The following is a 23610-nucleotide window of genomic DNA, read 5'->3' on the forward strand; positions in this document are numbered from 1 at the left end:
CCCTCGCGACGGGGCGGACCGTCACCACGACGCGCCCCGCCCACGCGGGCCGGAAGAACCCCCGGAGGAGTGACCCATGAGCACCGACCAGGCCGACGTGATCGTCGTCGGGGCAGGGCTGGCAGGCCTGGCCGCCACCGCGGAGCTGGCCGAGGCCGGCAAACGGGTGATCCTGCTGGACCAGGAGCCCGAACAGTCCCTGGGCGGTCAGGCCCACTGGTCCTTCGGCGGCCTGTTCTTCGTGAACTCCCCCGAACAGCGCCGGATGGGGATCCGGGACTCCCCCGAACTCGCCCTCCAGGACTGGATGGGGACCGCCGCCTTCGACCGCCCCGAGGACGAGTGGCCCCGCAAGTGGGCCGAGGCCTACGTCGACTTCGCCTCCAGCGAGAAGTACCCCTGGCTGCGCGCCCAAGGGCTCAGGATCTTCCCGTTGGTGGGCTGGGCCGAACGCGGCGGCCACCTGGCCGGCGGGCACGGCAACTCGGTGCCGCGCTTCCACATCACCTGGGGCACCGGACCCGGGGTCGTGGCCCCCTTCGAACGGCGTGTGCGCGCCGGCGCCGAACGCGGCCGGGTGGACCTGCGCTTCCGCCACCGGGTGGACGAACTGGTGGTGACCGGCGGCCGGGTCACCGGCGTCAGGGGCGCCGTGCTGGCCCCCAGCGACATCGAACGCGGCCAGGCCAGCAACAGGGACGTCACGGGCGCCTTCGACATCGAGGCCCAGGCGGTCATCGTCACCTCGGGCGGGATCGGCGCCGACCACGACCTGGTGCGCCGGAACTGGCCCGAGCGGTTGGGCAAAGCTCCCGAGCACATGCTGTCGGGCGTTCCCGAACACGTGGACGGGCGCATGCTCGGCATCACCGAGGAGGCCGGCGGCGAGATCATCAACCGCGACCGCATGTGGCACTACACCGAGGGCGTCCAGAACTGGAACCCGATCTGGTCCCGGCACGGGATCCGCATCCTGCCCGGCCCCTCCTCCCTGTGGTTGGACGCCACCGGTCGGCGCCTCCCCGCGCCCTGCTTCCCCGGCTTCGACACCCTGGGCACCCTGGAGCACATCATGGGCACCGGCCACGAGTACACGTGGTTCGTGCTCTCGCAGAAGATCATCGAGAAGGAGTTCGGGCTCTCGGGGTCCGAGCAGAACCCCGATCTGACCGGTAAGGACATCGGTCTGGTGCTCAAGCGGATCCTGCCGGGCGCCCCGGGGCCGGTGGAGGACTTCAAACGCCACGGGGCCGACTTCGTGGTCGCCGACCGGCTGCCGGAACTGATCCGCGAGATGAAGAGGGTCGCCGGGGACGACGTGCTGGACGCCGACCTCGTGACCCGCGAGGTGGTGGCCCGCGATCGGGAGATGGCCAACACCTTCACCAAGGACCTCCAGGTCATGGCGATCCACGGGGCGCGCAACTACAAAGGCGACCGGCTGGCCCGGGTGGCCTCGCCGCACCCGATCCTGGACCCCTCCGCGGGCCCGCTGATCGCGGTGCGGCTGCACATCCTCACCCGCAAGACCCTGGGCGGGCTGCACACCGACCTGGACGCGCGGGTCCTGCGCGCCGACGGCACCCCGCTGCCCGGGGTGTACGCGGCCGGTGAGGTGGCCGGTTTCGGTGGCGGCGGCGTGCACGGCTACCGCTCACTGGAGGGCACCTTCCTGGGCGGCTGCATCTTCTCCGGCCGCACCGCGGGCAGGGCGGTCGCCGCGGCGCTCTGACCCGTCCCGGAGGAAGCGCCTGCCGGGGCCCGTCGAACGTCCATGGTCCCGACGTTCGACGGACCCCGGGCTCACTCCCTCCCGTCCTCCTCCGGTTCGTCCGCGCGTTTACGCGGGCGACCGCGACGGGGGATGTCCCGGGCCTCCTTGGGCATCCGCCCGGCGTCGTCGAGGGCGCGACGCAACAGGAACTCGATCTGTGCGTTGGTACTGCGCAACTCCTGCCCGGCCCACCGGGCGAGCGCGTCGTGGACGGCGGGGTCGAGACGCAGTAGGACCTTCTTGCGCTCGGGCACGGCACCTCACCCGGATCTACTGGTAGAGGGTCCCGGTGTTGACGACGGGACTGGCGGGACGGTCCGAGCACAGGACCACGAGCAGGTTGCTGACCATGGCGGCCTTGCGCTCCTCGTCCAGGTCCACGACGTCCTCGTCCGACAGACGCTCCAGGGCGCGGTCGACCAGGGTGACGGCCCCCTCGACGATCTCGGCGCGGGCGGCGATCATGGCGCTGGCCTGCTGGCGCTGGAGCATCGCCTGGGCGATCTCGGGCGCGTAGGCCAGGTGGGTGAACCGGGACTCCACGATCTTCACCCCCGCGGCGTCCACGCGTTCGGCGACCTCCTTGGAGAGCTGCTCGGTGATGGCGTCGGCGCTGTCCCGCAGGGACGGGACGGCGTCGTCACCGTAGGAGTCGTAGGGGTACTTGCCCGCGATGTGACGGACGGCCGCCTCGGTCTGGGTGGAGACGAACTGGACGAAGTCGTCCACCTCGAAGGAGGCACGGGCGGTGTCCTCGACCTGCCAGACCACCACGGCCGCGATCTCGATGGGGCTGCCCGAGGCGTCGTTGACCTTCATCACCGACGTCTCGTGGTTGCGGATGCGGGTGGAGACCGCGTTGCGCACGGTGAGCGGGTTGACCCAGCGCAGACCGTCGGTGCGGATGGTGCCGACGTAGCGGCCGAAGAACTGGACGACCTGGGCCTCGTTGGGGGCGACCATCGTCAGCCCGAAGGACAGGAAGGCGCCGATCAGGGCCAGGACCACCCCGACCGCGATCAGGGCGCCGGGGGCTCCCAACAGGGGCAGTAGGGCCAGGCCCACGCCCCCGAGGAACAGGACCAGGGACACCACGAACATGGGGATCCCGCCGGACCCGAAGGCCTCTCGTTCCCGGTACTGGGGTGTCGGCCTGATGACACCCGGGTTGTCGCTCATCGCTGTTCCCTCCTCTTGAGTGATGACGTGAGCATAGCATTGTGATATCACTTTTAATAGCCGGCCCCGCCCCCGAGGCCCGAACGAGAGGAGACGTGGTCGCGATGAGCACCGACGCTCTGCGCCTGCGACCGCCCCACCACCGCGTGGACCGACGCGCCGTCTGGTGGTGGACGACCAGGTCCCTGCTGGTGACGGTCGTCCTCACCGCCGTCCCCGTGGTGCCCGCGCTGATCTGGGAACCGGTCCGGTTCTGGTTCCTGCTCGCGGGAGGGGTCATCGGCGGGGTGGGGCTGCTGATCACCGTGGTGATGCCGCTGTGGCGTTTCCGGGTGCACCGCTGGGAGGTCACCGACACCGCCGTCTACACCTCCAGCGGATGGCTCTGGCAGGAGTGGCGGGTCGCGCCCATGTCGCGCATCCAGACCGTGGACACCGCGCGCGGACCGCTCCAGAGGGCCTTCGGCCTGTCCAGCGTGACCGTGACGACCGCCTCCGCCGCCGGCCCCATCGAGATCGCCGGACTCGCCCACGGCCTCGCCACCGAGGTCGCCGACCGGCTCACCGACAGCACCCAGGCGATCCCGGGGGACGCGACATGACCTCCCACGACGACCACCGTTCCGGAGCCCCGGAAGAACGCCCCGAGCCCCGGGTCGACCCGATCGAGGACCCCGCGGCGACGGAGGCGCCCCCGATCGATCTCGAGGAGGACTGGCAGCGGCTGAGCCCCCTGTCCGTCTGGGCGAACACGGCCATCGTGGCCCTGTCCATGGTCCCCATGGCGATCATCGGGACCGTCGTGCTGATCGTGGTCGGCGTCCCCCTCTGGCCCTGGGTACCGCTCCCCGCCACCGCGGCCTTCGTCGCCCTGATGACCTACCTGGACCTGCTGCGCCTGCGCGCGATCCGTTACCGGATCACCCCCGAACGCATGGAGATGCGTTCGGGAATCGTCGCCAAGGCCTACCGCTCCATCCCTCGCGAACGCGTCCGCAGCGTGGACGTGGCCACCCCGATCTACACCCGGATCTTCGGGCTGTGCTCGGTCACCGTGGGCACGGGCGAGAAGGTCGGTAGCGGCGGCGACCAGATGCAACTCCAGTACGTGACCTCCGAACAGGGGGAGCGTCTGCGTCGCGACCTCCTCCAGCGCGGTCCGGCCCCGGCCTCCACGGGGACGGGAGAGCCGGAGGGGCCCGAGGGGGCTCCCGGGCAGGAGGAGACCGAGCTGGCCCGACTCGATCCGCGCTGGTTCGCCTACGCGCCCGCCACCACCGCCACCCTCGGTGTCGGTCTGGGTCTGTTCGCCGCCCTGCTCGGCTTCAACGCCCAGACCAACGGCTGGGCCTGGCGCTGGGTCTCGGATCAGTCCGGGCTGCCCGACATGCGGGAGATGAGCGGCCTGGTGATGTCCAAGGTGCTGCTGGTCGTCCCCATCGCCCTGTTCTCCCTCCTGGTGTTCGGCGTGGTCGTCCTGGTCGCCGCCGCGGTGGAGACCTGGTGGGGCTACCGGCTCACCAGGGAGAGCGACGGCACCGTCCGCCTGCGACGGGGGCTGTTGACCAACGTCTCCCTCTCGGTGGAGGGCCGCCGCCTCAACGGCGTGGTCCTGCGCGAGCCGTTCGTGCTGCGCTCGGTACGCGGCGCGAGCGTCCAGGCGGTGGCGACCGGGCTGGAGACCGGCGACGACAAGAAGACCGACGCCAAGAGCCGCCTGTCCCCCGCGATGCCCCGCGCCCGGGCCCGCGCGTTGGGCGCCGCCCTCATGGGACGGTCGACCTCCCCCCTGGAGGTGCCGCTGGCACGCCACCCCCGGGCCGCCCTGCGCCGCAGGTTCACCCGGGCCGGCCTCGTGACGCTGGTGGGCGTGGCCCTGGCGGCCGGACTGGCGTGGCTCCAGATGATCGCCACCGAGGCCTGGTGGAAGGCGGTCCGGGTCGCCGAGGAGCAGCTCATCCCGTTCCCCCTGGTCAGCGAGGGCGTGAAGGAGACCCCGAACTGGGGGTGGGCTCTGGTGGCCCTCGCCATCGCGGCCATGGCGTTCGCCTACGCGGTCGGCTCCTACCGGGCCCTGGGCCACGGCCTGCACCCGGACCACCTGGTGATGCGCAGGGGGATGGCCGTCCGCGACACCGTCGCCCTGGAGCGTTCCGCGGTGATCGGCTGGCGGATCACCCGTTCACCGTTCCAGCGCCGGCTCGGTCTGGTCGACGTATCGGCGACCACCGCGGCGGGGAAGGGGATGTACACCGTGCCCGACGTGGGTCTGGGACAGGGGCTGGCCTGGGCCCGGGACGCCGATCCGGAGCTTCTGACGCCCTTCCTGGAAAGGTCCGAGGAGCCTCCCGGCGGCGAACGCGCCACCCCGCTCCCCTGAACACGGCGGTCCCCGCCCGGTGCCTCACTTCCCCGGGGCACCGGACGGGGACCCACCGCGAGGGTCCGCCCCGAGGTCAGGGGACGGGGTTGTCGAAGATGGGCTCCCCGTCCACCCGCAGTCCGCTGGTGTGGGTCAGCGCCATCTCCGTCATCGGATAGATCTCGAACAGGCGCCGCATACCGAGCGCCTCCAGTACCCGCGCCGCGATGGGCGAGGGTTCGGCCAGGACCACGTGCCGGCCCTGTCCGGTCAGGGTCTGGAAGACCGAGACCAGCGCGCGCACCCCGCTGGCGTCGAAGAACCCGAGTCCGGACATGTCCACCACCAGGCAGTCGCACCGTGAGGCCTCGGCCGCCTGGAGGAGTCGATCACGCAGGCGGTCCGCGGTGGCCAGGTCCACCTCGCCGTGGACACGCACCACCGTCACCCCCGTACAGGGGAAACGCTCCCGCGCAGAGAACAGGGCATCCTTCGCCACTCGGGCCACCTCTCACCGGACGTAACCTTTCCACTACGCAACCGCGTACGAGATCGTAACCTCTTCAGGGAGGTCTCGGGAGGCTTTTTGGTGAGGAAACCCCCCGAAATCTCGCCGATGTGGCTCTCCGGGAAGGATGGTGTCACCTCGCCCCCGGTTTCCCGGAGGTCGGGCGCGGGGTTCCCGATCCTCGGAACCCACGGGTATTCCCCCGGACACACCCGAAGTCGGGCCCGCACCGTGCTTTCGGGGCTAGCGTGCGATAGAAGCGGTACTTGGACTCCTATGTGAGGGCCGACACCCCGGTGGCTCCTGTGAGCGCCGAGGACGACCGCCCCAGGGACACGAAGACGACGAAGGGAGGGAGCGGTTCCGCGACCGCCTCGAGCGGCCGGACCACCGCGCACCCCTATGACCGAAACCGCCGACACCCGGCCCGGCTGGTTCTCCCGCGATGAGTTGGAGAGTGTTCGTGCCCGCATGCCCGTGCTCTACGTCCAGGCGGTACCCGTCCGTGTGGACTCGAACGGGGAGGTGACGCACGTCGGGCTGCTCATGCGCGCCGACCCCGACGGCAGCTTCAACCGTTCCGTGGTCTCCGGGCGGGTCCTGTACCACGAACGGGTCAGGGACGCGCTCCTGCGCCATCTGGAGAAGGACCTGGGCCCGGTGGCCCTGCCGCGCATCCCCAGTTCGCCGCAGCCGTTCACCGTCGCCGAATACTTCCCCACCCCCGGGGTCACCCCGTTCCACGACCCCCGTCAGCACGCGGTGGCCATGGCCTACGTCGTCCCGGTGAGCGGGGACTGCCAGCCCCGTCAGGACGCTCTGGACCTGGTGTGGTTCACCCCCGAGGAGGCGACCGGCCCTCAGGTGCGCGCGGAGATGCAGGGCGGCCAGGGGGTCCTGGTCCGTCAGGCGCTGGCCCACGTCGGCCACGCCCCCTGAGGACGGCCCGCGGAGGGAGGGAGCCATCGCGGCGCCCCCTCCCTCCGGCCGATCCCCCTCCATGGACGACGGCGTACGACATAGGCTGGAGCCCATGCTCGACGCGCTCGTCTCCGACGTCCTCGACCTCGTTCCGCCGGAGGACGGGGAGGGCCCGCACCGCTTGCTGCTCGGCCTGACCGGGCCTCCGGCCGCGGGGAAGTCCACCCTGGCGCGCTACCTGGTCCACCGGGTCGAGGAGGAGCGGGGCGCGGGCGTGGCCGGCTACCTGCCGATGGACGGCTACCACCTGTCCAACGCCCAGTTGGACCGATCGGGTCGCAGGGACCGCAAGGGCGCGCCGGACACCTTCGACGCCCACGGCTACCTGGCGATGGTGCGCCGACTGCTGACGGAGACCGATCATCCGGTCTACGTGCCCGACTACGACCGTCGGTTGCACGAGCCCATCGCCGCCCGGCACGTGATCGAGCCCCACACCCGTCTCGTCGTGACCGAGGGCAACTACCTGGCCTCGGACGAGATGCCCTGGGCCGACCTGCGGGACCTGTTCGTGGGGCTGTGGTACGTGGAGACCGACGATCCGGTGCGCGAGCGCCGATTGCGCAGGCGCCAGAGGGCGGGCGGCTCCGACGACCGGGCCGCCCGCGAGTGGGTCGAGCGCAGTGACCGCCCCAACGGCGAGCTGGTGAAGCGGTTCCGGGACAACTGCACCCGGGTGGTCCGGGTGTCGGGGGTCCCCAGGATCAGGCCGCCGGAATGGTCCACCGGCCGCTGAGCGGACCCCGCCTCCCTCACTCCCGGACGGGCGCTCCTACCCGTGGGCCGGGCCATGGCACGGGCGACGCGGGCCGCGGCCGCGAGTCCGGTGTCTCCGGCACCGAGCACCGGCGGTTCGTGGGTCATGGCCCCTTCTTCGACGGTACCTCCGACGCGGTGTCGATCCACATGACGAGACGGGCGTCCGAGAACGTGACGTCTTCGTAAGTGATCCACGTCACCGAAGGTGCGAGAATCCAGAGGTGGTGGGCGTTGTGGACACCGACGGAACGAACAGGGATGAACACCGACATTCCCACATCTCACATACCGAGACAAATGTTCCATATAGTGTCCACGGCGACTAACATCCAGCCATCGACCCGCCTTGACCTGGAAAGAAGTCCCATGACGGACGTCTCCGCAGACACCCCGTCGTCGCGAAGGCCACAAGCCGACGCGGCGCAGCCCCCGACCAACCCCAAACGGAAGGTCCTCACGGCGAGCCTTGTGGGCACGTCCATCGAGTTCTACGACTTCTACGTCTACGCGACCGCCGCGGTACTCGTCTTCCCCTACCTCTTCTTCCCCGAAGGCGACATGATGGCGGCCCGCCTCCAGTCGCTGGCGACCTTCGCCATCGCCTTCGTGGCCCGCCCCATCGGCTCCTGGGTCTTCGGTCACTTCGGCGACCGGATCGGCCGCAAGGCCACCCTCGTGGCCTCCCTGCTGACCATGGGCATCGCCACCGTCGCGATCGGACTGCTGCCCACCTACGCGCAGATCGGCGTCTTCGCGCCCCTGCTGCTCGCCCTGTGCCGCTTCGGTCAGGGTCTGGGCCTGGGCGGCGAGTGGGGCGGCGCGGCGCTGCTGGCCACCGAGAACGCTCCCCCCGCCAAACGCGCCTTCTACGGCACCTTCCCGCAGCTCGGCGCGCCGATCGGCTTCTTCCTCGCCAACGCCGTCTTCCTGACGCTGAGCCAGACCATGAGCGACGAGACCTTCCTCGCCTACGGCTGGCGGATCCCGTTCCTGATCTCCATCGCGCTGATCGTCATCGGCCTCTGGGTGCGCCTGACCCTGCACGAGACCCCCGCCTTCGCGAAGGTCATCGCCTCCGGCGAGCGCGTCAAGACCCCCATCGTCGAGGTCTTCCGCCACAACTGGTCCGCCGTCCTGATCGGCACGCTCATCATGCTGGCGACCTACGTGCTCTTCTACCTGATGACGGTCTTCTCCCTGGGCTTCGGCACCGACGCGGAGACCGGCCTGGGCTACGAGCGCTCCCAGTTCCTCGTCTTCCTGCTCATCGGCGTGGTGTTCTTCGCCGTCTTCACCCCGATCGCCGGGATCCTGGCCGACCGCTTCGGCCGCAGGCCCACCCTGATCACGGTCACCGCCGCGATCATCGTGTTCGGCTTCGCCATGGGCCCGCTGCTGGGCAGCGGGAGCACCGTGGGCGTGATGGCGTTCCTGATCATCGGCCTGTCCCTGATGGGTCTGACCTTCGGCCCCATGGCGGCGGTCCTGCCCGAGCTGTTCCCGACCCGGGTGCGCTACACCGGCGCCTCGGCCGCCTACAACCTGGCCGGCCTGTTCGGCGCCTCCTTCGCGCCCTACATCGCGACCTGGCTCGCGGGCACCTTCGGCCTGGCCTGGGTCGGCGGCTACCTGATCCTGGTGGGCGTCATCACCCTGATCGCCCTGCTGATCGGCCGCGAGACACGGGACGCCGACCTGGACGACATCTCCGCCAAGGTCACCCGCTGACCCTCTCCGCTCCCCGACCGCCGAACGCGGGTCGGACGGCCCACCGCCGCCCGGCCCGCGTTCGCCGTTCCGGGGGAACAAGGGCGTTCCGGGCCCAACCGAACGCCGATTCCGCGCATCGAACCCCACGACCCCACCGTCGTCAGGAAGACGTGCAATGAAGTATCGGATCGCCCTTCCCCCGCTCCTGGCCGTCGCCATGATCACGGCCGCCGGTTGCGGAGCCACCACCGACCTCTCCGACGCCCGGCCCACCAACGGGGAGGCCGCCCCCGTCCCCATCGACGTCGACGGGGACGGCTACGGCGACCTGCCGATCAGCGGTGTCCTGGGCGACCCCGAGGACGGGGAACCCTACGTGGGCATCCTGCTCGGCGGCGAGGACGGCCTGTCCCCGGACCGGTCGGTGCTCCTCACCGCCGCCGACCTGGACCTTCCCGAAGCCTCCGCCCCGCAGACCGTCCTGGAGACCGGTGACCTGGACGGCGACGGCCACACCGACCTGATCGTGGCGGCCGACGACGACGGCTACCTGGTCCTCGGCGGCCCCGAGGGCCCCACCGGCCCCGCGATCCCCCTGCCCTGGCTCTCCACCGGGGTCGAGAACGGCATGGCCGCGGTCTCCCTCGCCGTGGGCGACATGGACGGGGACGGCCATACCGACGTCGCGGTCCTGGACCAGGTCCAGGGAAGCCCCATCGACGAATGGGAGAGCCGCTACCACCGCGGTCCGTTCGACGCCGAGGGCGAGCCCGCCGAGACGCGCGACCTCCCCCTGCCCGAGGAGGCCTGGGACGCCGAACTCGCCTCCTTCGACGCCGACGGGGACGCCTATCAGGACCTCATCCTGATCAGCGGCCGGGACGAGTCCCCGGCCACCGACCTGATCCTGCGTTCGGGCCCCGACGGCCCGGCCGAGGAGGTGGTCGGCGAGACCCCGCTCTCCCACACCCGCGCCTCCGGCGACGTCGACGGGGACGGCATCGCCGACCTGCTGATCGGGATCAGCGGGATCCCCAACAACGAGCCCGGCTACGAAGACGAACTGCGCCCCGGTTACGTGGACACCCTCCTGGGCGCCGAGGGCTACCTGGACGCCGAACCGATCCGGCTGGACCGTGACGGCGAGGGCATGCCCGGCGACGCCGAGGACGGTGACGGGTTCGGCGGCGAACTGCTCGTCGGCGACGTCGACGGGGACGGCTTCGACGACGTCGTGGCGATGAGCGGCCCGGGCTACTCCTACGAGGAGGCCTTCCTGCTGCTCGGCGGCCCCGAGGGGTTGCGCGGCACGGGCACCGACCCGCTGACGGTGCCCTCCGCCCGGGACGGCTCCTTCGGCCCCCACGCGCTGATGGACTACGACGGCGACGGCTACGCCGACCTGCTGCTGAGCACCGTGTTCCCGGCCATGCCCGGCGCCTCCGGCGAGTACGCGCTCTACCTCGGCGGCCCGGACGGCTTCTCCGCCGAACCGGACACGACCTTCGACACCGCCGACCTGTAGGGGCGGACGAGGACCGGGAGGCCGTTCTCGGCCAAGGGCCGGTCCGGGCTGTGGACGACGCCCGGACCGGCCCCTCGCGTTCTAGGGTGGAGGGAACCCCCTGTCGTCTCCCCCCGAAAGAGACCTCGTGTTCGAAGCCGCCCTCAAGGTGGGTGTCGCCGTCGTCAAGGCCGCCTGCGGAATCTGGATCGGGAACCCGCTGGCGGAGAGCGCCGCGACCACCGTCACCGACATCGTGCGGGAGAAGGTCACCGGCACACGGGAACAGCGCCGACTGGAGCGCAGATTCGCCGAGATCGAGGAGAGCATCGCCGAGCGGATGCTCGGCTACCTCGACCACGAGTTCCGCGGGCTGGCCGAGAACGAACGCGAGGCCGCCGTCCTGGCCGTCGCCGACACCTTCGAGCGGGCCGGGCTGACCGACCGCACCCTCTTCGAGCAGGACCTGGACCCGCTGTACCTGGAGCGCTACCTGCGCGCGAAGGTCCCCCGCGCCACCCGTGACCTGAGCGCGGTCGCGGTGGCCCTGTACGACCGGGTACTGCCGGAGTCCTGCGCCTACGTGATGGCCACCCTGACGACGCTGCCCCGCTTCCAGGCCGGCGCCTTCACCGAGCTGCTCCGGCGGGAGAGGCTCGTCCTCGACCATCTGGAGGAGCTGCTGGACCGGATCCCCCGCGAGGAGGTGCGCGCCGGCCGGGAGCGGGACGCCGAGGCGGCCTTCCTGACCGCCTACCGGCGCAAGGCCGCCGAACGCTGGGACGTGCTGGAGCTGTTCGGCACCGAGGCGGGGACCCGTCGTTATCCGCTGAGCACCGCCTACCTGAGCCTCAGGGTCGCCGGGGAGTGGCGGGAGGAGAACCCCTTCGACCACGAGCCCCTCTTCCCCACCGGCGACCTGCGGGTGGAACAGGTCCTGGCCCGACACCGACGGACCTTCCTACGCGGCCCGGCCGGCTCCGGTAAGACCACGCTCCTGCGCTGGGTGGGGGTACGGGCCGGCCAGGGCGACTTCCCCGACCCGATGTCCTCCTGGAACGGGCTCGTGCCCTTCCTCGTACCGCTGCGAGAGTACGTGGGCGCGCCGCTCCCCGAGCCCGCAGATCTGGTCCGGCACACCGGCCGCCACCTGGCCGACCAGGCGCCCGAGGGGTGGGCCACCGAGGTCCTGTCCCGGGGACTCGGGGTCGTCCTGGTGGACGGGGTGGACGAGCTCCCCGGCGGCGAACGCGAGGCGGCCCGCCGGTGGCTCCAGGGGCTGATCGCCGACTTCCCCGACTGCCGCTACGTGGTCACCACCCGTCCCGGGGCGGCCTCGGAGACCTGGTTGGAGACGGACGGGTTCGTGAACGCCGAACTCCAGCCGCTCACCGACGAGGACGTACGGTCCTTCGTCCACCACTGGCACGAGGCGGTGCGCGGCGAGGTCGCCGAGGAGGCCGAACGCGCGCTGCTCGCCCGGTACGAGACCGAGCTGACCCGCAAGGTACTGGGACGCGGCCATCTGAGATCCATCGCCTCGACCCCGCTGCTGTGCGCCCTGTTGTGCGCGCTCCACCGCGACCGGCACACCTCGCTGCCCCGGGACCGGATGGAGGTGTACGAGGCGGCGCTGACGATGCTGCTCAAGGAGCGCGACCACCAGCGGGGCGTGCCCGGGGTGGACCTGTCCCGGCGGGAACTGGTGCTGCTGTTGCAGGAGCTGGCCCGGTGGTTGATCGTCAACGGCAGCTCGGACGCCCCGATCGCCACGGCGCGCAGGCAGATCGCCCGGGCCCTGGCGAGCATGCACCACATCACCGAGGAACCCGAGGAGGTCTTCGGCCATCTCCTCGTCCGCAGCGGCCTGTTGCAGAGCCCCGCGGTCGACCGGGTGAGCTTCCTGCACCGCACCTTCGAGGAGTATCTGGCCGCCAAGGCCTTCGTGGAGGAGGACAGCCTGCCGCTGCTGGTCCGGCACGCCCACGACGACCAGTGGCACGAGGTGCTGGTCATGGCCGCGGGCCACGCCTCACCCGCCCAGCGCGAGGAGCTGGTGGCCGGGCTGCTGGAGCGGGCCGACCGGGTCAAGAGCCACCGCGACCGGCTGCTGTTGGCGGCCTTCGCCTGCCTGGAGACCTCACCCCAACTGGCGCGGCGGCTCCGGGAGGAGGTCGAGGAGAAGGTCCGGAGCATCCTGCCGCCGAGGACGAAGGAACACGTCCACGCGCTGACCCTGGTGGGCGAATCGGTCCTCCCCCTCCTGGCCGAGGCCCCACCGAAGAACGCCAGACAGGCCGCCAAGGTGATCGACACCGCCTCGCTCATCGGTGGCCCGGAGTCGATCCCCATCATCGAACGGGCGCTGCCGTTCCGCGGCTATGGGGTCTTCACCGCCGCCAAGAGGGCCTGGGAGCACAGTCCCACTCCGGAGCTGGCGGAGGTGCTTCTGGAAGACACCATCGAGACGTACCTGTACGCCTTCCCGATCCAGGTCGAACACCTCGACCTCGCGATCGACCGCGCCCCTGGGATCCGTCGTCACTTCATCCGGGGGCGTGGCGACGACACGATCAAGGCACTCGCGCGCGTACCGAAGCTGTCCTCCCTCGTTCTTCAGGCCGCCCCGGGGGAGCACTGGACCGGTATCGACCTCGCCCCTCTGCGCGGTATGGACTCGCTCTACAGTTTCTCCCTCTCACTGTTCGCTACCACGTCGGGTATCACCGCCCTGAAGGACAGCCCACTGACCGACCTCTCGCTCAACCGCCCGGACCTCATCGAGGACATCGAACTCCTCGGTGACCTCACGTCCCTTGAAACAGTGGTGTTCGACGAACGGCTGCCCCGGGCACCGTTGGGCCATGTCCTGCCCTCTCACCGGTTGACGGAGCTCCGTTTTCGACATCACGAACGGCTCGACGATCTGAGCCGCCTGACCTCGATCCCCGGCGGAGTCGGCAGGTTGATGCTCGTTCACTGCCCCTCTCTGCGAAGCATCGAGGGCCTGACCTCTCAGGAGGCCTCACTCACCCATTTCTCCTATTACGGAAGTGTCGATCACACTCTCGACCTGACACCGCTGAAGGAGCTTCCTCTCCTGGAGAACCTTCAGTTGAGTCGGAAACACCTCGGCACCGAACGGACCATGAAGACCCTGCTCTCCCTACCTTCGGTACGTCGCCTGGAGGTGAACCACGGCGAGGAGCTCATGAGGCTCCCCGCCTGGCTGCGCGACATGCCGAGTCTGGAGACCGTACGCGTGCACGGCGAGGGCTCTGTGGACCTGACCGAACTGGCCGGGGCCGAAGGGCTCACCATCGAGATCGCCAAGTCCGAACGTCGCACGGTCATCGGAGCAGAGGGGGTCGAACCGAGCTCACGTGTGGCGTACGAACGTCTACCCCTACTGTTCACAAGGGAGCACCGGAGAAGATGGAAGTGGTCCTACTGACCCTCGTCTCTTCGAGGGCGAAGGGCCTCTTTCCGGAGGGCCTTGGTCCCTTGCCTCCCACTGCGCGGCAGCTCGGGAAAGGGCCTGGTCGGACGGGGTGATCCGGGACTCACGGTCAGAGCCGAGTCGGCGTCGAAGCGGGAGGAACCGGTCATAGACTCATTCCCGGATCCTTGGACGACAGCAGGAGAGAGTCCCCCATGCGCGAGACAGACGGTGGCCACGACGACCGGCGTGGACCCGACCGTATGTCGCTGCCCCAGGTGCGCCTGGACGATCTGCTCGACGAGGTCCGCTCCCGGATGAGCGAGATCTCCCAGACCCAGGAGCGCATCCGCACCCTGTTGGAGGCGGTCGTCTCGATCGGCGAGGGCCTGGAGCTGGAGCCGCTCCTGCTGCGGATCACCGAGACCGCCACCCGTCTGGTCAACGCGCGCTACGGGGCGCTCGGGGTGATCGGGCCCGACGGCGAGATGAGCCGGTTCATCCCGGTGGGACTGGAGCCGGAGGAGATCGCCCGGATCGAGCACTGGCCCAAGGGCGAGGGCATCCTCGGTCTGCTCATCAAGCGGCCCGAGCCCCTGCGGTTGAGGGACGTGCGCGACCATCCCGAGTCGCGAGGCTTCCCGCAGGGGCATCCGCCGATGCACACCTTCCTCGGGGTGCCCATCCGCATCCGCGACCAGGTGTTCGGCAACCTGTACATGACCGACAAGATCGACGGCGCCGAGTTCACCGGCGACGACGAACTGCTCCTGCGCGCCCTGGCCACGGCGGCGGGCACCGCGATCGAGAACGCCCAGCTGTTCGCCCAGACGCAGAGCCGGGAGACCTGGCTGGACGCCTCGGGGGAGATCACGACGCGTCTGCTGTCCGGTGCCGCGCCCGAGGAGGTCCTGCGGCTGGTGGCCCGGCGGGCCCGGGTGATGGCGCAGGCCGACGTCGCGGTGATCGCCATGCCCGGGGAGGAGCCGGAGACCCTCACCGTCCGGGTCTGGGACGGCCCCGCCGAGCGTTGCGGGCCCCTCACCGCCGAGACCCGTGGGGTCACGCTGTCCCGGGCCCCCGAGACCCTGCTGGGGCGGGCCTATCTGCCCGGGGGGCCGCTGCGAACGGACGTGTCCTCCGGCGGGTACGAGGGGGTCGACTTCCTGACCCGGATGGGGGTGGGCCCGGTGCTGATCCTGCCCTTCGGGCCTCCCGACGGCGCCCGGGGCGTGCTCGTCCTCGCCCGTTTCCAGGGGGCCGAGGAGTTCCAGAACGGCTGGCCGAACATGCTGTCCTCGTTCGCGGACCAGGCGGCGGTCGCCCTGGAGTTGGCCGAGGCGCGGCTGGACTCGGAACGGTTGAGCGTGCTGGAGGACCGGGATCGGATCGCCCGGGACCTGCACGACACGGTCATCCAGCGGCTGTACGCCACCGCCATCACCCTGATGGGGACGGTGCGCCGGATCGACGACGGGACCTCCGCCGAGCGGGTCCGGAACGCGGTGGACGACCTGGACGACACCATCCGACAGATCCGGTCCACGATCTTCGCCCTCCAGAGCCCGGCCGAGCACGGTTCCTCGTGGCTGCGTTCCCAGGTGTTGGAGCTGGTCAACGCCGCTTCGGAGACCCTGGGGTTCGCGCCCCGCCTGCTCACCCAGGGGCCGGTCGACAACGCGGTCGACGAGCGGGTGGGCGGACATCTGGTGGCGGTGCTGCGTGAGGCCCTGTCCAACGTGGCCCGCCACGCGGGGGCCGGTTCGGTGGACGTGGAGCTGTCCGTGGCCGGCGACGAGGTCACGCTCCGGGTGACCGACGACGGTCGCGGTGTCCCCGAGGGCGTCTCCCGCAGCGGGTTGAACAACCTCGCCTCGCGGGCCGAGGAGCTGGGCGGGTCGATGAGCGTGGTCTCCGGTCCCGGCGAGGGCACGGTGGTGGAGTGGACCGCGCCCGCGCGCTTCGAGGAGGGGTAGGGGACGTGAGAAGGGGCCGGCCCGCGCCCGTCGGCGCGTGCAGGCCCCTCGTTCCCCGGGGTCAGGCGGTCGGGTCCATGGACAGGCGTACCGCGTAGGCGGCGGCCTGGGTACGCCGGGCCATGCCGAGCTTGGCCAGGACCCGGGACACGTAGTTCTTCACGGTCTTCTCCGCCAGGTACATCCTGGCGCCGATCTCCCGGTTGGTGAGCCCTTCGCCGATGAGTTCCAGGACGCGGCGTTCCTGGTCGGTGAGCTCCCCCAGCGGGTCCTTGCGTCCGGCCTCCTCGCGCAGGCGTTGGAGCATGCGGGTGGTGGACTCGGGGTCGAGCAGGGAGCGTCCCTCGGCGACGGTCCGGACGGCGCCCACCAGGTCGGTGCCGTGGATCTGCTTGAGGATGTAGCCGGAGGCCCCGGCCATGACCGCCCCGTAGAGGGCCTCGTCGTCGGAGTAGGAGGTGAGCATGAGCATGCGGGTCTCGGGGAGCATCGAACGGATGTCCCGGCAGACGGTGACCCCGTCGCCGTCGGGGAGCCGCACGTCGAGGACGACGACGTCGGGTTCGAGCGCGGGCACTCGGGCCAGGGCCTGGGCCGCGGTGCCGGCCTCGCCGACCACCTCGATGCCCTCCTCGTCGTCCAGGAGCGATCCCACTCCCCGTCGGACGATCTCGTGATCGTCCACCAGGAACACCCGGATCGTCGTGTCGCCGCTCATCGGGCGCGCACCTCCTCGGTACTGGGGGCCTGGGGCGGTACCGCCCCGGCGTACGGGTCCGGGACCCATGCTGGTGTGCCGGCCGGGAGGGAGCGTGCGTTCGCCTTCGCACCCGGGCTCGGATCGGGCATATCCACCCTAGTCAGAGCGGGTGACTCCAAGAGGGGGCGAACGTCCCTTTTTGTTTGAGGCCTGCGTCCCTCCGGGTAGTGCGCACAAGAGGGGACCTTCGCCGTGGATCGGGGACTCGCGGCCCCACGTTCACGAGGCCGTGTCCGACGATCATGGCGGTACGAGAAGAAGAGGGCACCGGATTCGGGGGGCCTGTGATGTCTGGAACGAGCGGCGCCGACGCGTCCACCGGAGGGCGGGACGTGGCCACGGAGAACACCTCGCCCCCGGAGCAGAGGGGCACGACCGAGGATTTCTCCGGCACCGAGCGACTGCGTGAGACCGAGCAGCTCATGCTCGGCACCGACCTGGCCGACGAGGATCAGTCCGGTTTCACCGTGCTGGCCCGCCAGACCTGCTTCAACCTGTTGGCCGAACGCGACATCGGGCGCGTGGCCTTCACCATCGACGGGGACGCGGCTCCGACCGTGCTGCCCGTCAACTACGCGCTGATCGACGACACGATCGTGTTCCGCTCCACGCTGGCCGGGACCATCATGCGCTACGCGCGAGGCTACGCGGCCTTCCAGGTCGACCGTCTCGACGAGGAGCGTCATGAGGGCTGGAGCGTGCTGTGCTCGGGGCGCTGCCGGTGGGTCCGGGACGAAGCCGAACTGCATCGGATCCCGACGGACCGGATCTCCCGTCCCTGGGCGGAGGGTCCGCGCGACCAGATCCTGAAGATCGTCCCCGGCCGGGTGAGCGGCAGGAAGATCCACCGCCCCTGAGCGGGGCCTCTCCGCGGGACGACGCGACCGTCGGTGGCCGGTGAACGGACCGGCCACCGATTCCCCGTTCGTTCTCCACCGGTTCGGGGTATCGGTGGCGATATGGGAGTGCAAAGCCCGTCTCAGCCCCGGTGTGTTCCCCTCCCCGCGCGCCGCCGCGCGGAGATCATCCCCTTGTGCGCCCGTGGTCAGATCGGCCTCCGACCTCGCCGTGTCCCCGGTCGGGAACGGCTCTCCCACCCTGGTCGTCCTCGGTGAGGCCGACCGGAAGGCGAGTGGCCCTCGGTCTGGGGGCGGCCTTCGTCTCGACCCTGTTCGTCCTCTCCGGCAGCACGCTTCCGGACCGGGCCACCGCTCGGAGCGTCTCCCCCTCCGCCGCGCCCTCGCTTCCGGTGGAGGAGACGCGCCCCGACCGGCCGAGGATCGACGTGCTCTCCTCACGCCCGGACACCGTCATGGGCGACACCGTGCTGGTCCGGGTGCGGCCGCCACGCCCCTATCCGCCCGACGCGATCCGGTTGGAGGTGGAGGGGCGCGACGTCACGGACATGCTGCGCCCGGTCCACCTTCCCGGCGTCGGACAGGTGGTGGAGGGCCTGGTCACCGGGGTCCCCGAGGGGCGGAGCACCCTGGTGGCCTCGATCGAGGACGACGGTTCCGCGAACCCGGAGGAGGCCCGCACCCCGGCGGCCCCTCCCGAACCCGCACGGCTCACCGTGACCGGACACCCGCTCACCGGCCCGGTGTTCTCCGGACCGCATCAGAGCCCCTTCGTCTGCGGGACCGAGGACTTCGAACTCGCCTGGGGCGGCCGGCTGGGCGCCCCGCTGGACGAGGACTGTTCGGTCCGGACCCGGGTCGGCTACGTGTACCGGACCCTCGGGGGCGACTTCGCGCCGTTGCCGGAGGGCGGCCGGATCCCCTCCGACGTGGCCGAGACGACCACCTCCACCGGGGCCAGGGTCCCCTACGTGGTGCGGGTGGAGACCGGCACGGTCAACCGTTCCGTCTACGAGACGGCCGTCCTGCACGACCCCCGTGAGCCCGAACCCGATCCGTGGACCTCCCCCGACGGGTGGAACCGGCGCCTGGTGTACAAGTTCGGCGGTGGCTGCCCCGGTGGCTGGTACGTCCAGGGCGACCGGACGGCCGGGGTGGTGGACCACGGCATGCTCTCCCGGGGATACGCGGTCGCGTCGGCCTCGCTCAACGTGTTCGGCAACAACTGCAACGACCTGCTCGCCGCCGAGACCGCGAACGCCGTCAAGGAACGGTTCTCGCTCACCCTGGGGGTTCCGGACCACACCCTGGGCTGGGGGCACTCCGGCGGGGCCTATCAGGCCCACCAGATCACCGACAACCAGCCGGGGCTGTTGGACGGGATCGTCGTCTCGCAGAGCTATCCGGACGTGGCGTCGGCGACCGTGCCCGCCGCGACCGACGCGGCCCTCCTGCGCGCCTACTCCGAGGCCCGTCCCGACGCGCTCACCCGTGAACAGCAGCGCGCCGTCTCCGGATTCGGCCATTGGGAGGGGATCGACGCGATGGCCGACGCCGCCGCCCGGATCGATCCTCAGGGGGTGTGTCCGGACGCGCTGCCCGAATCGGAGCGCTACCATCCGCGGGATCGTCCGGACGGGGCCCGCTGCGATCTGTACTCGCACACCGTCAACGTCTACGGGGTCGACCCCGACACCGGTCTCCCCCGCCGTCCGTTGGACAACGTGGGGGTCCGCTACGGGCTGTCCGCCTTGGCCGAGGGTGTCATCGACGTGGACGAGTTCCTGGACCTGAACGAGCACATCGGCGGTTTCGACACGGACGGTCGGATCGTGGCCGAACGTACCGAGGGCGACACGGAGGCCGTCGAGGCCGCCTACGACAGCGGTCGCCTGCTGCACGGGGGCGGCGGGCTGGCCGACATCCCGATCGTGGACCACCGTCCCTACCAGGACGACGCCTCCGGCGGGGACATCCACATGCGCTACCACTCCTTCTCCACACGGGAACGGCTGCGGGCGGCCAACGGCACCGACGCCAACCAGGTGATGCTGGTGGAACGCCACCGCCCCGGCGTGTTCGGGGCCGACCAGCCGGTGGCCGGACGGGCCCTGACCGAGCTGGACGCCTGGGTGACCGCCGCCGCGCAGAGCTCCCGCGCCCGCCCCGGCGGCGAGCCGATCGAACACCTGGAACGGACCCGGCCGGAATGGCTCACCGACGCGTGCTGGATCGAAGGGGAACGCGTGGTCGCCCCACAGACGACGGCCGGGCCGGGCGAGGGCGACCGCTGCGCGGACGCCTTCCCCGTGTACGGTTCGCCGAGGACCGCGGCGGGCGGTCCGCTCGCCTCGGACGTGCTCAAGTGCCGGCTGACCCCGTTCGACGAGGCGGAACAGCCCGTGGAGTTCAACGAGGGGCAGACCGAACGCGCTCGGGAGATCTTCTCCGAAGGGGTGTGCGACTGGTCGGAGCCGGGTGTCGGACAGCGCCCGCCCAAGGGGCCCTGGCAGTTCTTCTGAGGGCCCCCGATCCGGGGAAATCCGATGGCCCGGGGCCGGTCCGCCACCGAGGATGGGGCCTATGAGTCCATCCGAGGGTCTCCCCTCCCCTGAGAACGACGTCGAGCTCCTGGAGGGCGGCAACGTCTCCGAGACCGTGCTCCGTGTGGGGCGCACCGTGCGCAAGCCCTGGCTGCGCTCCTCCTCCACCGTGGCCGAACTCCTGCGTCACCTGCGCCGACACGGCCGCGCCGAGGTGCCCGAGGCCTACGGGCGCGACTCCCTGGGGCGGCAGAGCCTGGAGTTCGTGCCCGGCGTCATGGCCGATCGGGCCGCCCCGATGACCGAGGAGGAGCTCCACCGTCTGGGCGCGATGATCCGGCGGCTGCACGACCTCACCCTCGACTTCCGGCCCCCGCGAGAACCGGTGTGGGATCCGCTCTTCCCGCCGGAGAAGCCCGAGGTCGTCTGCCACAACGACCTCGCCCCGTGGAACCTGGTCCGTTCCGAGACACCCCGAGACGGCGACGAGGAGCCCTGGTGCCTCATCGACTGGGACGGCGCCGCGCCCGGAAGCCGGATGGGGGACCTGGGGTACGCCGCCCATGGGTTCGTCCCCCTGCACGCGGGCGGCGACCCCGGGATCGACGGGCGGCGGCTCCGCGCCCTGGCCGAGGGGTACGGCTGCGACGTTCGGCAACGGCGGGAGCTGCCCGACGCCGCCCTGCGCCGGGTGCGCGCCATGTTCGACGTACTGGAGGAGGGTGCCCGGACCGGACGTATGCCCTGGGCACGACTGCACGCCGAGGGGCACGCCGACCATTGGGGCGCCGCCGCCGACCACATCGCCCGCCACCGCAAGGCGTGGATCCGGACGCTCACCGACGCTCCCTGACCGCCGCGGGGCGAGACGCACGCCACACCCGTCGGCCCATTCGTTATCCGCTTCGTTATCCGCGAAGGGCAACAGGTCCCGGCTCCGCCACGTCGAATGACAAGGCGGCATCGACACATTGGGAGTAGAACTTGAGTTTCTTCGACGCGCTCAAAGGCGAGCTCATCGACATCATCGAGTGGACCGACGATAGTCGGGACACCATCGTCTGGCGTTTCCCCCGCTACGACAACGAGATCAAGATGGGCGCGAAGCTGGTCGTGCGCGAGTCGCAGATCTCCGTCTTCGTCAACGAGGGGCGCATCGCCGACGTCTTCGCTCCGGGCACGTACACCCTGGAGACCAAGAACATCCCCATCCTGAGCACCCTCAAGGGGTGGAAGCACGGTTTCTCCTCGCCCTTCAAGGCCGAGGTGTACTTCGTCAACGTTCGGCAGTTCACCGACTTCAAGTGGGGCACCAAGAACCCGGTGATGCTGCGCGACCCCGAGTTCGGCGCCGTGCGGGTGCGCGCCTTCGGTGGTTTCAGCGCCCGGGTGGTGGACCCGCCGCTGTTCCTCACCGAACTGGTGGGCACCGACCCGCAGTTCCGCACCGAGGAGGTGGAGAACTACCTCCGGCAGATGGTCGTCAGCCGGCTGGGGAACGCCCTGGCCACGGCTGCCAAGGACATCCCGGTGCTCGACCTGGCGAGCCACCAGGACGATCTCGGCCGTGACCTCGCGGGCCGGCTCAGCCGGGACATGGCCTCGGTCGGCCTGGAGATCCCGAACTTCAACATCGAGAACATCTCCCTTCCCCCCGAGGTGGAGAAGGCGCTGGACAAGCGCACCCAGATGGGCATCATCGGCGACATGGACCGCTACGGCAGGTTCCAGGCCGCCAACGCCATGGAGAAGGCCGCCGGGACCGAGGGCGGCGGCATGGGCGAGGCCATGGGCATGGGGATGGGCCTGGGCATGGCCCAGCAGATGGCGCAGCAGAACCAGGTCCCCGGAGCTGCTCCGCAGCAGCCCGCCCCCGCACAGCAGCAGCCGCCGGCCGCGGCCGCGCCGCCTCCCCTGCCCCCGCAGGAGCAGTGGCACGTCGGTGTGAACGGACAGCAGCAGGGCCCCCTCGACCGAGGCGGCCTGGTCCGGCTGGCCTCCGAAGGCACCCTGACCCGACAGAGCCTGGTCTGGCGGAACGGCATGCCCCAGTGGGCCCCGGCGGGAGAGGTGCCCGAGCTGGCGGATCTCTTCGCGCACACCCCTCCGCCCATGCCCCCCGCCTGACCCTCGCCGCTTCGAACGATCCCCCCGAGGACCACCATGACCGAGAACACGACCACGCCACCGGAGGGCCCTCGTGTCTTCCCCTGTGGAGGATGCGGGGCGAGGCTGGAGTTCGCCCCCGGCACCGAGAGGATGCTCTGCCCCTACTGCGGGCACACCGACGAGGTGGCCGCCCCCGAGCGGCGGATCCGGGAGCACAAGGTCCAGGACCTCTTCCGGCGTACCCCGATGGCCGACCTGGTGCCGCACGAGCTCGTCTGCCAGGGCTGTGGGGCGCATCTACAGAGCGACCAGCTCGCCCACAACTGCCAGTTCTGCGCCTCTCCTCTGGTCATCGACCCGGCTTCCGAGGACGTCGTACCCCCCGAGGCGGTGCTGCCCTTCGCGGTGGACCGCTCCGGTGCCCGAGGTGCGCTGGCCTCGTGGACGAGGACACGATGGTTCGCCCCCAACAGTCTCAAGAAGGTGGGCGAGGCCGAGCGGCTCAAGAGCACCTATCTGCCGCACTGGACCTTCGACGCGGCGACCGCGTCGGACTACAAGGGCCAACGCGGGGAGTACTACTACGTCACCGAGACCTACACGACCCAGGAGAACGGCAAGACGGTCACCAAGACCCGGCAGGTGCGCAAGACCCGGTGGTATCCGGCGAGTGGCCGGGTCTCCCGGGACTTCGACGACGTGCTGGTGAACGCCACCACCAGGCTCTCCCCCGAACGCGTGACCGCCTTGGAGCCGTGGGACCTGAAACAGGCGCGTCCCTTCACCCACGCCTACCTGGCCGGGCACGAGGCCCTGCGCTACGACATGGAGCCCGAGGAGGGGCTGGACCGGGCCAAGGGCATCATGGCGAAGCAGATCGACAAGGACTGCCGTCGCGACATCGGAGGGGACGAGCAGCGGGTGCACTCGGTCTCCACCCGCTACTCCGACGTCACCGGCAAGCTCATGCTGTTGCCGGTGTGGGCCGGGGCCTATCTGCACGGCGGTAAGAGCTACCAGATGGTCATCAACGGGCAGACCGGCGAGGTCCAGGGCGAACGCCCCTACTCCGCGGTCAAGATCGCCTTCGCCGTCCTGGCGATGCTGGCCGTGGTGGCGCTGCTCGTCTACATCTACCTTCAGGGCTGA

The 23610-nt window shown here is 70.6% G+C and carries 18 protein-coding genes; 14 read left to right on the forward strand and 4 right to left on the reverse strand.

Annotated elements, in window-relative coordinates:
• The first annotated feature begins 76 nt into the window (after positions 1-76).
• Positions 77-1732 (forward strand): FAD-binding dehydrogenase, encoded by a 1656-nt coding sequence (locus U9J66_RS03105; protein WP_326336963.1) that lies wholly within the window; start codon positions 77-79, stop codon positions 1730-1732.
• 71 nt (positions 1733-1803) lie between these two features.
• Here U9J66_RS03105 and U9J66_RS03110 read toward each other — a convergent pair whose 3' ends face one another.
• Together U9J66_RS03110 and U9J66_RS03115 are read right to left on the reverse strand one after the other, a co-directional pair.
• On the reverse strand, positions 1804-2028 hold the full coding sequence (locus U9J66_RS03110; RefSeq protein WP_014909861.1) for a hypothetical protein: 225 nt from the start codon (positions 2026-2028) through the stop codon (positions 1804-1806).
• Between the two features lie 16 nt (positions 2029-2044).
• Entirely contained in the window at positions 2045-2953 is a 909-nt protein-coding gene (locus tag U9J66_RS03115) for an SPFH domain-containing protein (protein ID WP_014911705.1), read from the reverse strand.
• Between the two features lie 104 nt (positions 2954-3057).
• Between U9J66_RS03115 and U9J66_RS03120 the strand changes: the two genes are divergently transcribed.
• Together U9J66_RS03120 and U9J66_RS03125 are read left to right on the forward strand one after the other, a co-directional pair.
• The gene (locus U9J66_RS03120; RefSeq protein ID WP_014910362.1) at positions 3058-3555 is read left to right on the forward strand and encodes a PH domain-containing protein; all 498 of its coding nucleotides are present in this window, start codon (positions 3058-3060) and stop codon (positions 3553-3555) included.
• A complete protein-coding gene (locus U9J66_RS03125) occupies positions 3552-5333 on the forward strand; it encodes a PH domain-containing protein (RefSeq protein ID WP_326336964.1) in 1782 nt (593 codons plus the stop codon). The genes U9J66_RS03120 and U9J66_RS03125 overlap by 4 nt, the downstream gene beginning before the upstream one ends.
• A gap of 76 nt (positions 5334-5409) precedes the next feature.
• On the opposite strand, the gene U9J66_RS03130 is transcribed toward U9J66_RS03125, so the two are convergent.
• Complete coding sequence (locus U9J66_RS03130; RefSeq protein ID WP_026125037.1) at positions 5410-5763, reverse strand: STAS domain-containing protein; 354 nt, start codon at positions 5761-5763, stop codon at positions 5410-5412.
• Between the two features lie 462 nt (positions 5764-6225).
• On the opposite strand from U9J66_RS03130, the gene U9J66_RS03135 reads away from it, so the two are divergent.
• From U9J66_RS03135 to U9J66_RS03160, 6 genes are all read left to right on the forward strand, one after another.
• A complete protein-coding gene (locus U9J66_RS03135) occupies positions 6226-6762 on the forward strand; it encodes an NUDIX hydrolase family protein (RefSeq protein ID WP_014910609.1) in 537 nt (178 codons plus the stop codon).
• 94 nt (positions 6763-6856) lie between these two features.
• On the forward strand, positions 6857-7540 hold the full coding sequence (locus U9J66_RS03140; RefSeq protein WP_202421774.1) for a nucleoside/nucleotide kinase family protein: 684 nt from the start codon (positions 6857-6859) through the stop codon (positions 7538-7540).
• 389 nt (positions 7541-7929) lie between these two features.
• On the forward strand, positions 7930-9291 hold the full coding sequence (locus U9J66_RS03145) for an MFS transporter (RefSeq protein ID WP_026125035.1): 1362 nt from the start codon (positions 7930-7932) through the stop codon (positions 9289-9291).
• 157 nt (positions 9292-9448) lie between these two features.
• Positions 9449-10798 carry an FG-GAP repeat domain-containing protein gene (locus tag U9J66_RS03150; protein WP_326336965.1) on the forward strand — a complete coding sequence of 450 codons (1350 nt, stop codon included), beginning with the start codon at positions 9449-9451 and terminating at the stop codon, positions 10796-10798.
• A 127-nt stretch (positions 10799-10925) separates the two neighbouring features.
• Positions 10926-14231, forward strand: coding sequence for an NACHT domain-containing protein (locus U9J66_RS03155; protein WP_326336966.1), 3306 nt, complete (start codon positions 10926-10928; stop codon positions 14229-14231).
• 200 nt (positions 14232-14431) lie between these two features.
• Positions 14432-16192, forward strand: a complete 1761-nt coding sequence (locus U9J66_RS03160) for a GAF domain-containing sensor histidine kinase (RefSeq protein WP_326336967.1) — start codon at positions 14432-14434, stop codon at positions 16190-16192.
• A gap of 61 nt (positions 16193-16253) precedes the next feature.
• Here U9J66_RS03160 and U9J66_RS03165 read toward each other — a convergent pair whose 3' ends face one another.
• A complete protein-coding gene (locus U9J66_RS03165) occupies positions 16254-16910 on the reverse strand; it encodes a response regulator (RefSeq protein ID WP_014913594.1) in 657 nt (218 codons plus the stop codon).
• A gap of 329 nt (positions 16911-17239) precedes the next feature.
• On the opposite strand from U9J66_RS03165, the gene U9J66_RS03170 reads away from it, so the two are divergent.
• The 5 genes from U9J66_RS03170 to U9J66_RS03190 all read left to right on the forward strand — a co-directional run bounded on the left by U9J66_RS03170 (position 17240) and on the right by U9J66_RS03190 (position 23610).
• Complete coding sequence (locus U9J66_RS03170) at positions 17240-17809, forward strand: pyridoxamine 5'-phosphate oxidase family protein (RefSeq protein WP_041561979.1); 570 nt, start codon at positions 17240-17242, stop codon at positions 17807-17809.
• 275 nt (positions 17810-18084) lie between these two features.
• Complete coding sequence (locus U9J66_RS03175; RefSeq protein WP_326336968.1) at positions 18085-20331, forward strand: DUF6351 family protein; 2247 nt, start codon at positions 18085-18087, stop codon at positions 20329-20331.
• A gap of 61 nt (positions 20332-20392) precedes the next feature.
• Positions 20393-21205 carry a phosphotransferase enzyme family protein gene (locus U9J66_RS03180; RefSeq protein ID WP_326336969.1) on the forward strand — a complete coding sequence of 271 codons (813 nt, stop codon included), beginning with the start codon at positions 20393-20395 and terminating at the stop codon, positions 21203-21205.
• 131 nt (positions 21206-21336) lie between these two features.
• The gene (locus tag U9J66_RS03185) at positions 21337-22479 is read left to right on the forward strand and encodes an SPFH domain-containing protein (protein ID WP_326336970.1); all 1143 of its coding nucleotides are present in this window, start codon (positions 21337-21339) and stop codon (positions 22477-22479) included.
• 36 nt (positions 22480-22515) lie between these two features.
• A complete protein-coding gene (locus U9J66_RS03190) occupies positions 22516-23610 on the forward strand; it encodes a hypothetical protein (RefSeq protein WP_014912326.1) in 1095 nt (364 codons plus the stop codon).

The sequence above is a fragment of the Nocardiopsis sp. LDBS1602 genome (assembly GCF_035818715.1).
In the GTDB taxonomy this organism is placed as follows: domain Bacteria; phylum Actinomycetota; class Actinomycetes; order Streptosporangiales; family Streptosporangiaceae; genus Nocardiopsis; species Nocardiopsis alba.

What these genes read in the sequence shown, in the direction of transcription:
- U9J66_RS03105 (WP_326336963.1), top strand. Translation starts at nt 77, where the DNA reads ATGAGCACCGACCAGGCCGACGTGATCGTCGTCGGGGCAGGGCTGGCA.
- U9J66_RS03115 (WP_014911705.1), bottom strand. Translation starts at nt 2,953, where the DNA reads ATGAGCGACAACCCGGGTGTCATCAGGCCGACACCCCAGTACCGGGAA.
- U9J66_RS03120 (WP_014910362.1), top strand. Translation starts at nt 3,058, where the DNA reads ATGAGCACCGACGCTCTGCGCCTGCGACCGCCCCACCACCGCGTGGAC.
- U9J66_RS03125 (WP_326336964.1), top strand. Translation starts at nt 3,552, where the DNA reads ATGACCTCCCACGACGACCACCGTTCCGGAGCCCCGGAAGAACGCCCC.
- U9J66_RS03135 (WP_014910609.1), top strand. Translation starts at nt 6,226, where the DNA reads ATGACCGAAACCGCCGACACCCGGCCCGGCTGGTTCTCCCGCGATGAG.
- U9J66_RS03140 (WP_202421774.1), top strand. Translation starts at nt 6,857, where the DNA reads ATGCTCGACGCGCTCGTCTCCGACGTCCTCGACCTCGTTCCGCCGGAG.
- U9J66_RS03145 (WP_026125035.1), top strand. Translation starts at nt 7,930, where the DNA reads ATGACGGACGTCTCCGCAGACACCCCGTCGTCGCGAAGGCCACAAGCC.
- U9J66_RS03150 (WP_326336965.1), top strand. Translation starts at nt 9,449, where the DNA reads ATGAAGTATCGGATCGCCCTTCCCCCGCTCCTGGCCGTCGCCATGATC.
- U9J66_RS03160 (WP_326336967.1), top strand. Translation starts at nt 14,432, where the DNA reads ATGCGCGAGACAGACGGTGGCCACGACGACCGGCGTGGACCCGACCGT.
- U9J66_RS03165 (WP_014913594.1), bottom strand. Translation starts at nt 16,910, where the DNA reads ATGAGCGGCGACACGACGATCCGGGTGTTCCTGGTGGACGATCACGAG.
- U9J66_RS03170 (WP_041561979.1), top strand. Translation starts at nt 17,240, where the DNA reads ATGTCTGGAACGAGCGGCGCCGACGCGTCCACCGGAGGGCGGGACGTG.
- U9J66_RS03180 (WP_326336969.1), top strand. Translation starts at nt 20,393, where the DNA reads ATGAGTCCATCCGAGGGTCTCCCCTCCCCTGAGAACGACGTCGAGCTC.
- U9J66_RS03190 (WP_014912326.1), top strand. Translation starts at nt 22,516, where the DNA reads ATGACCGAGAACACGACCACGCCACCGGAGGGCCCTCGTGTCTTCCCC.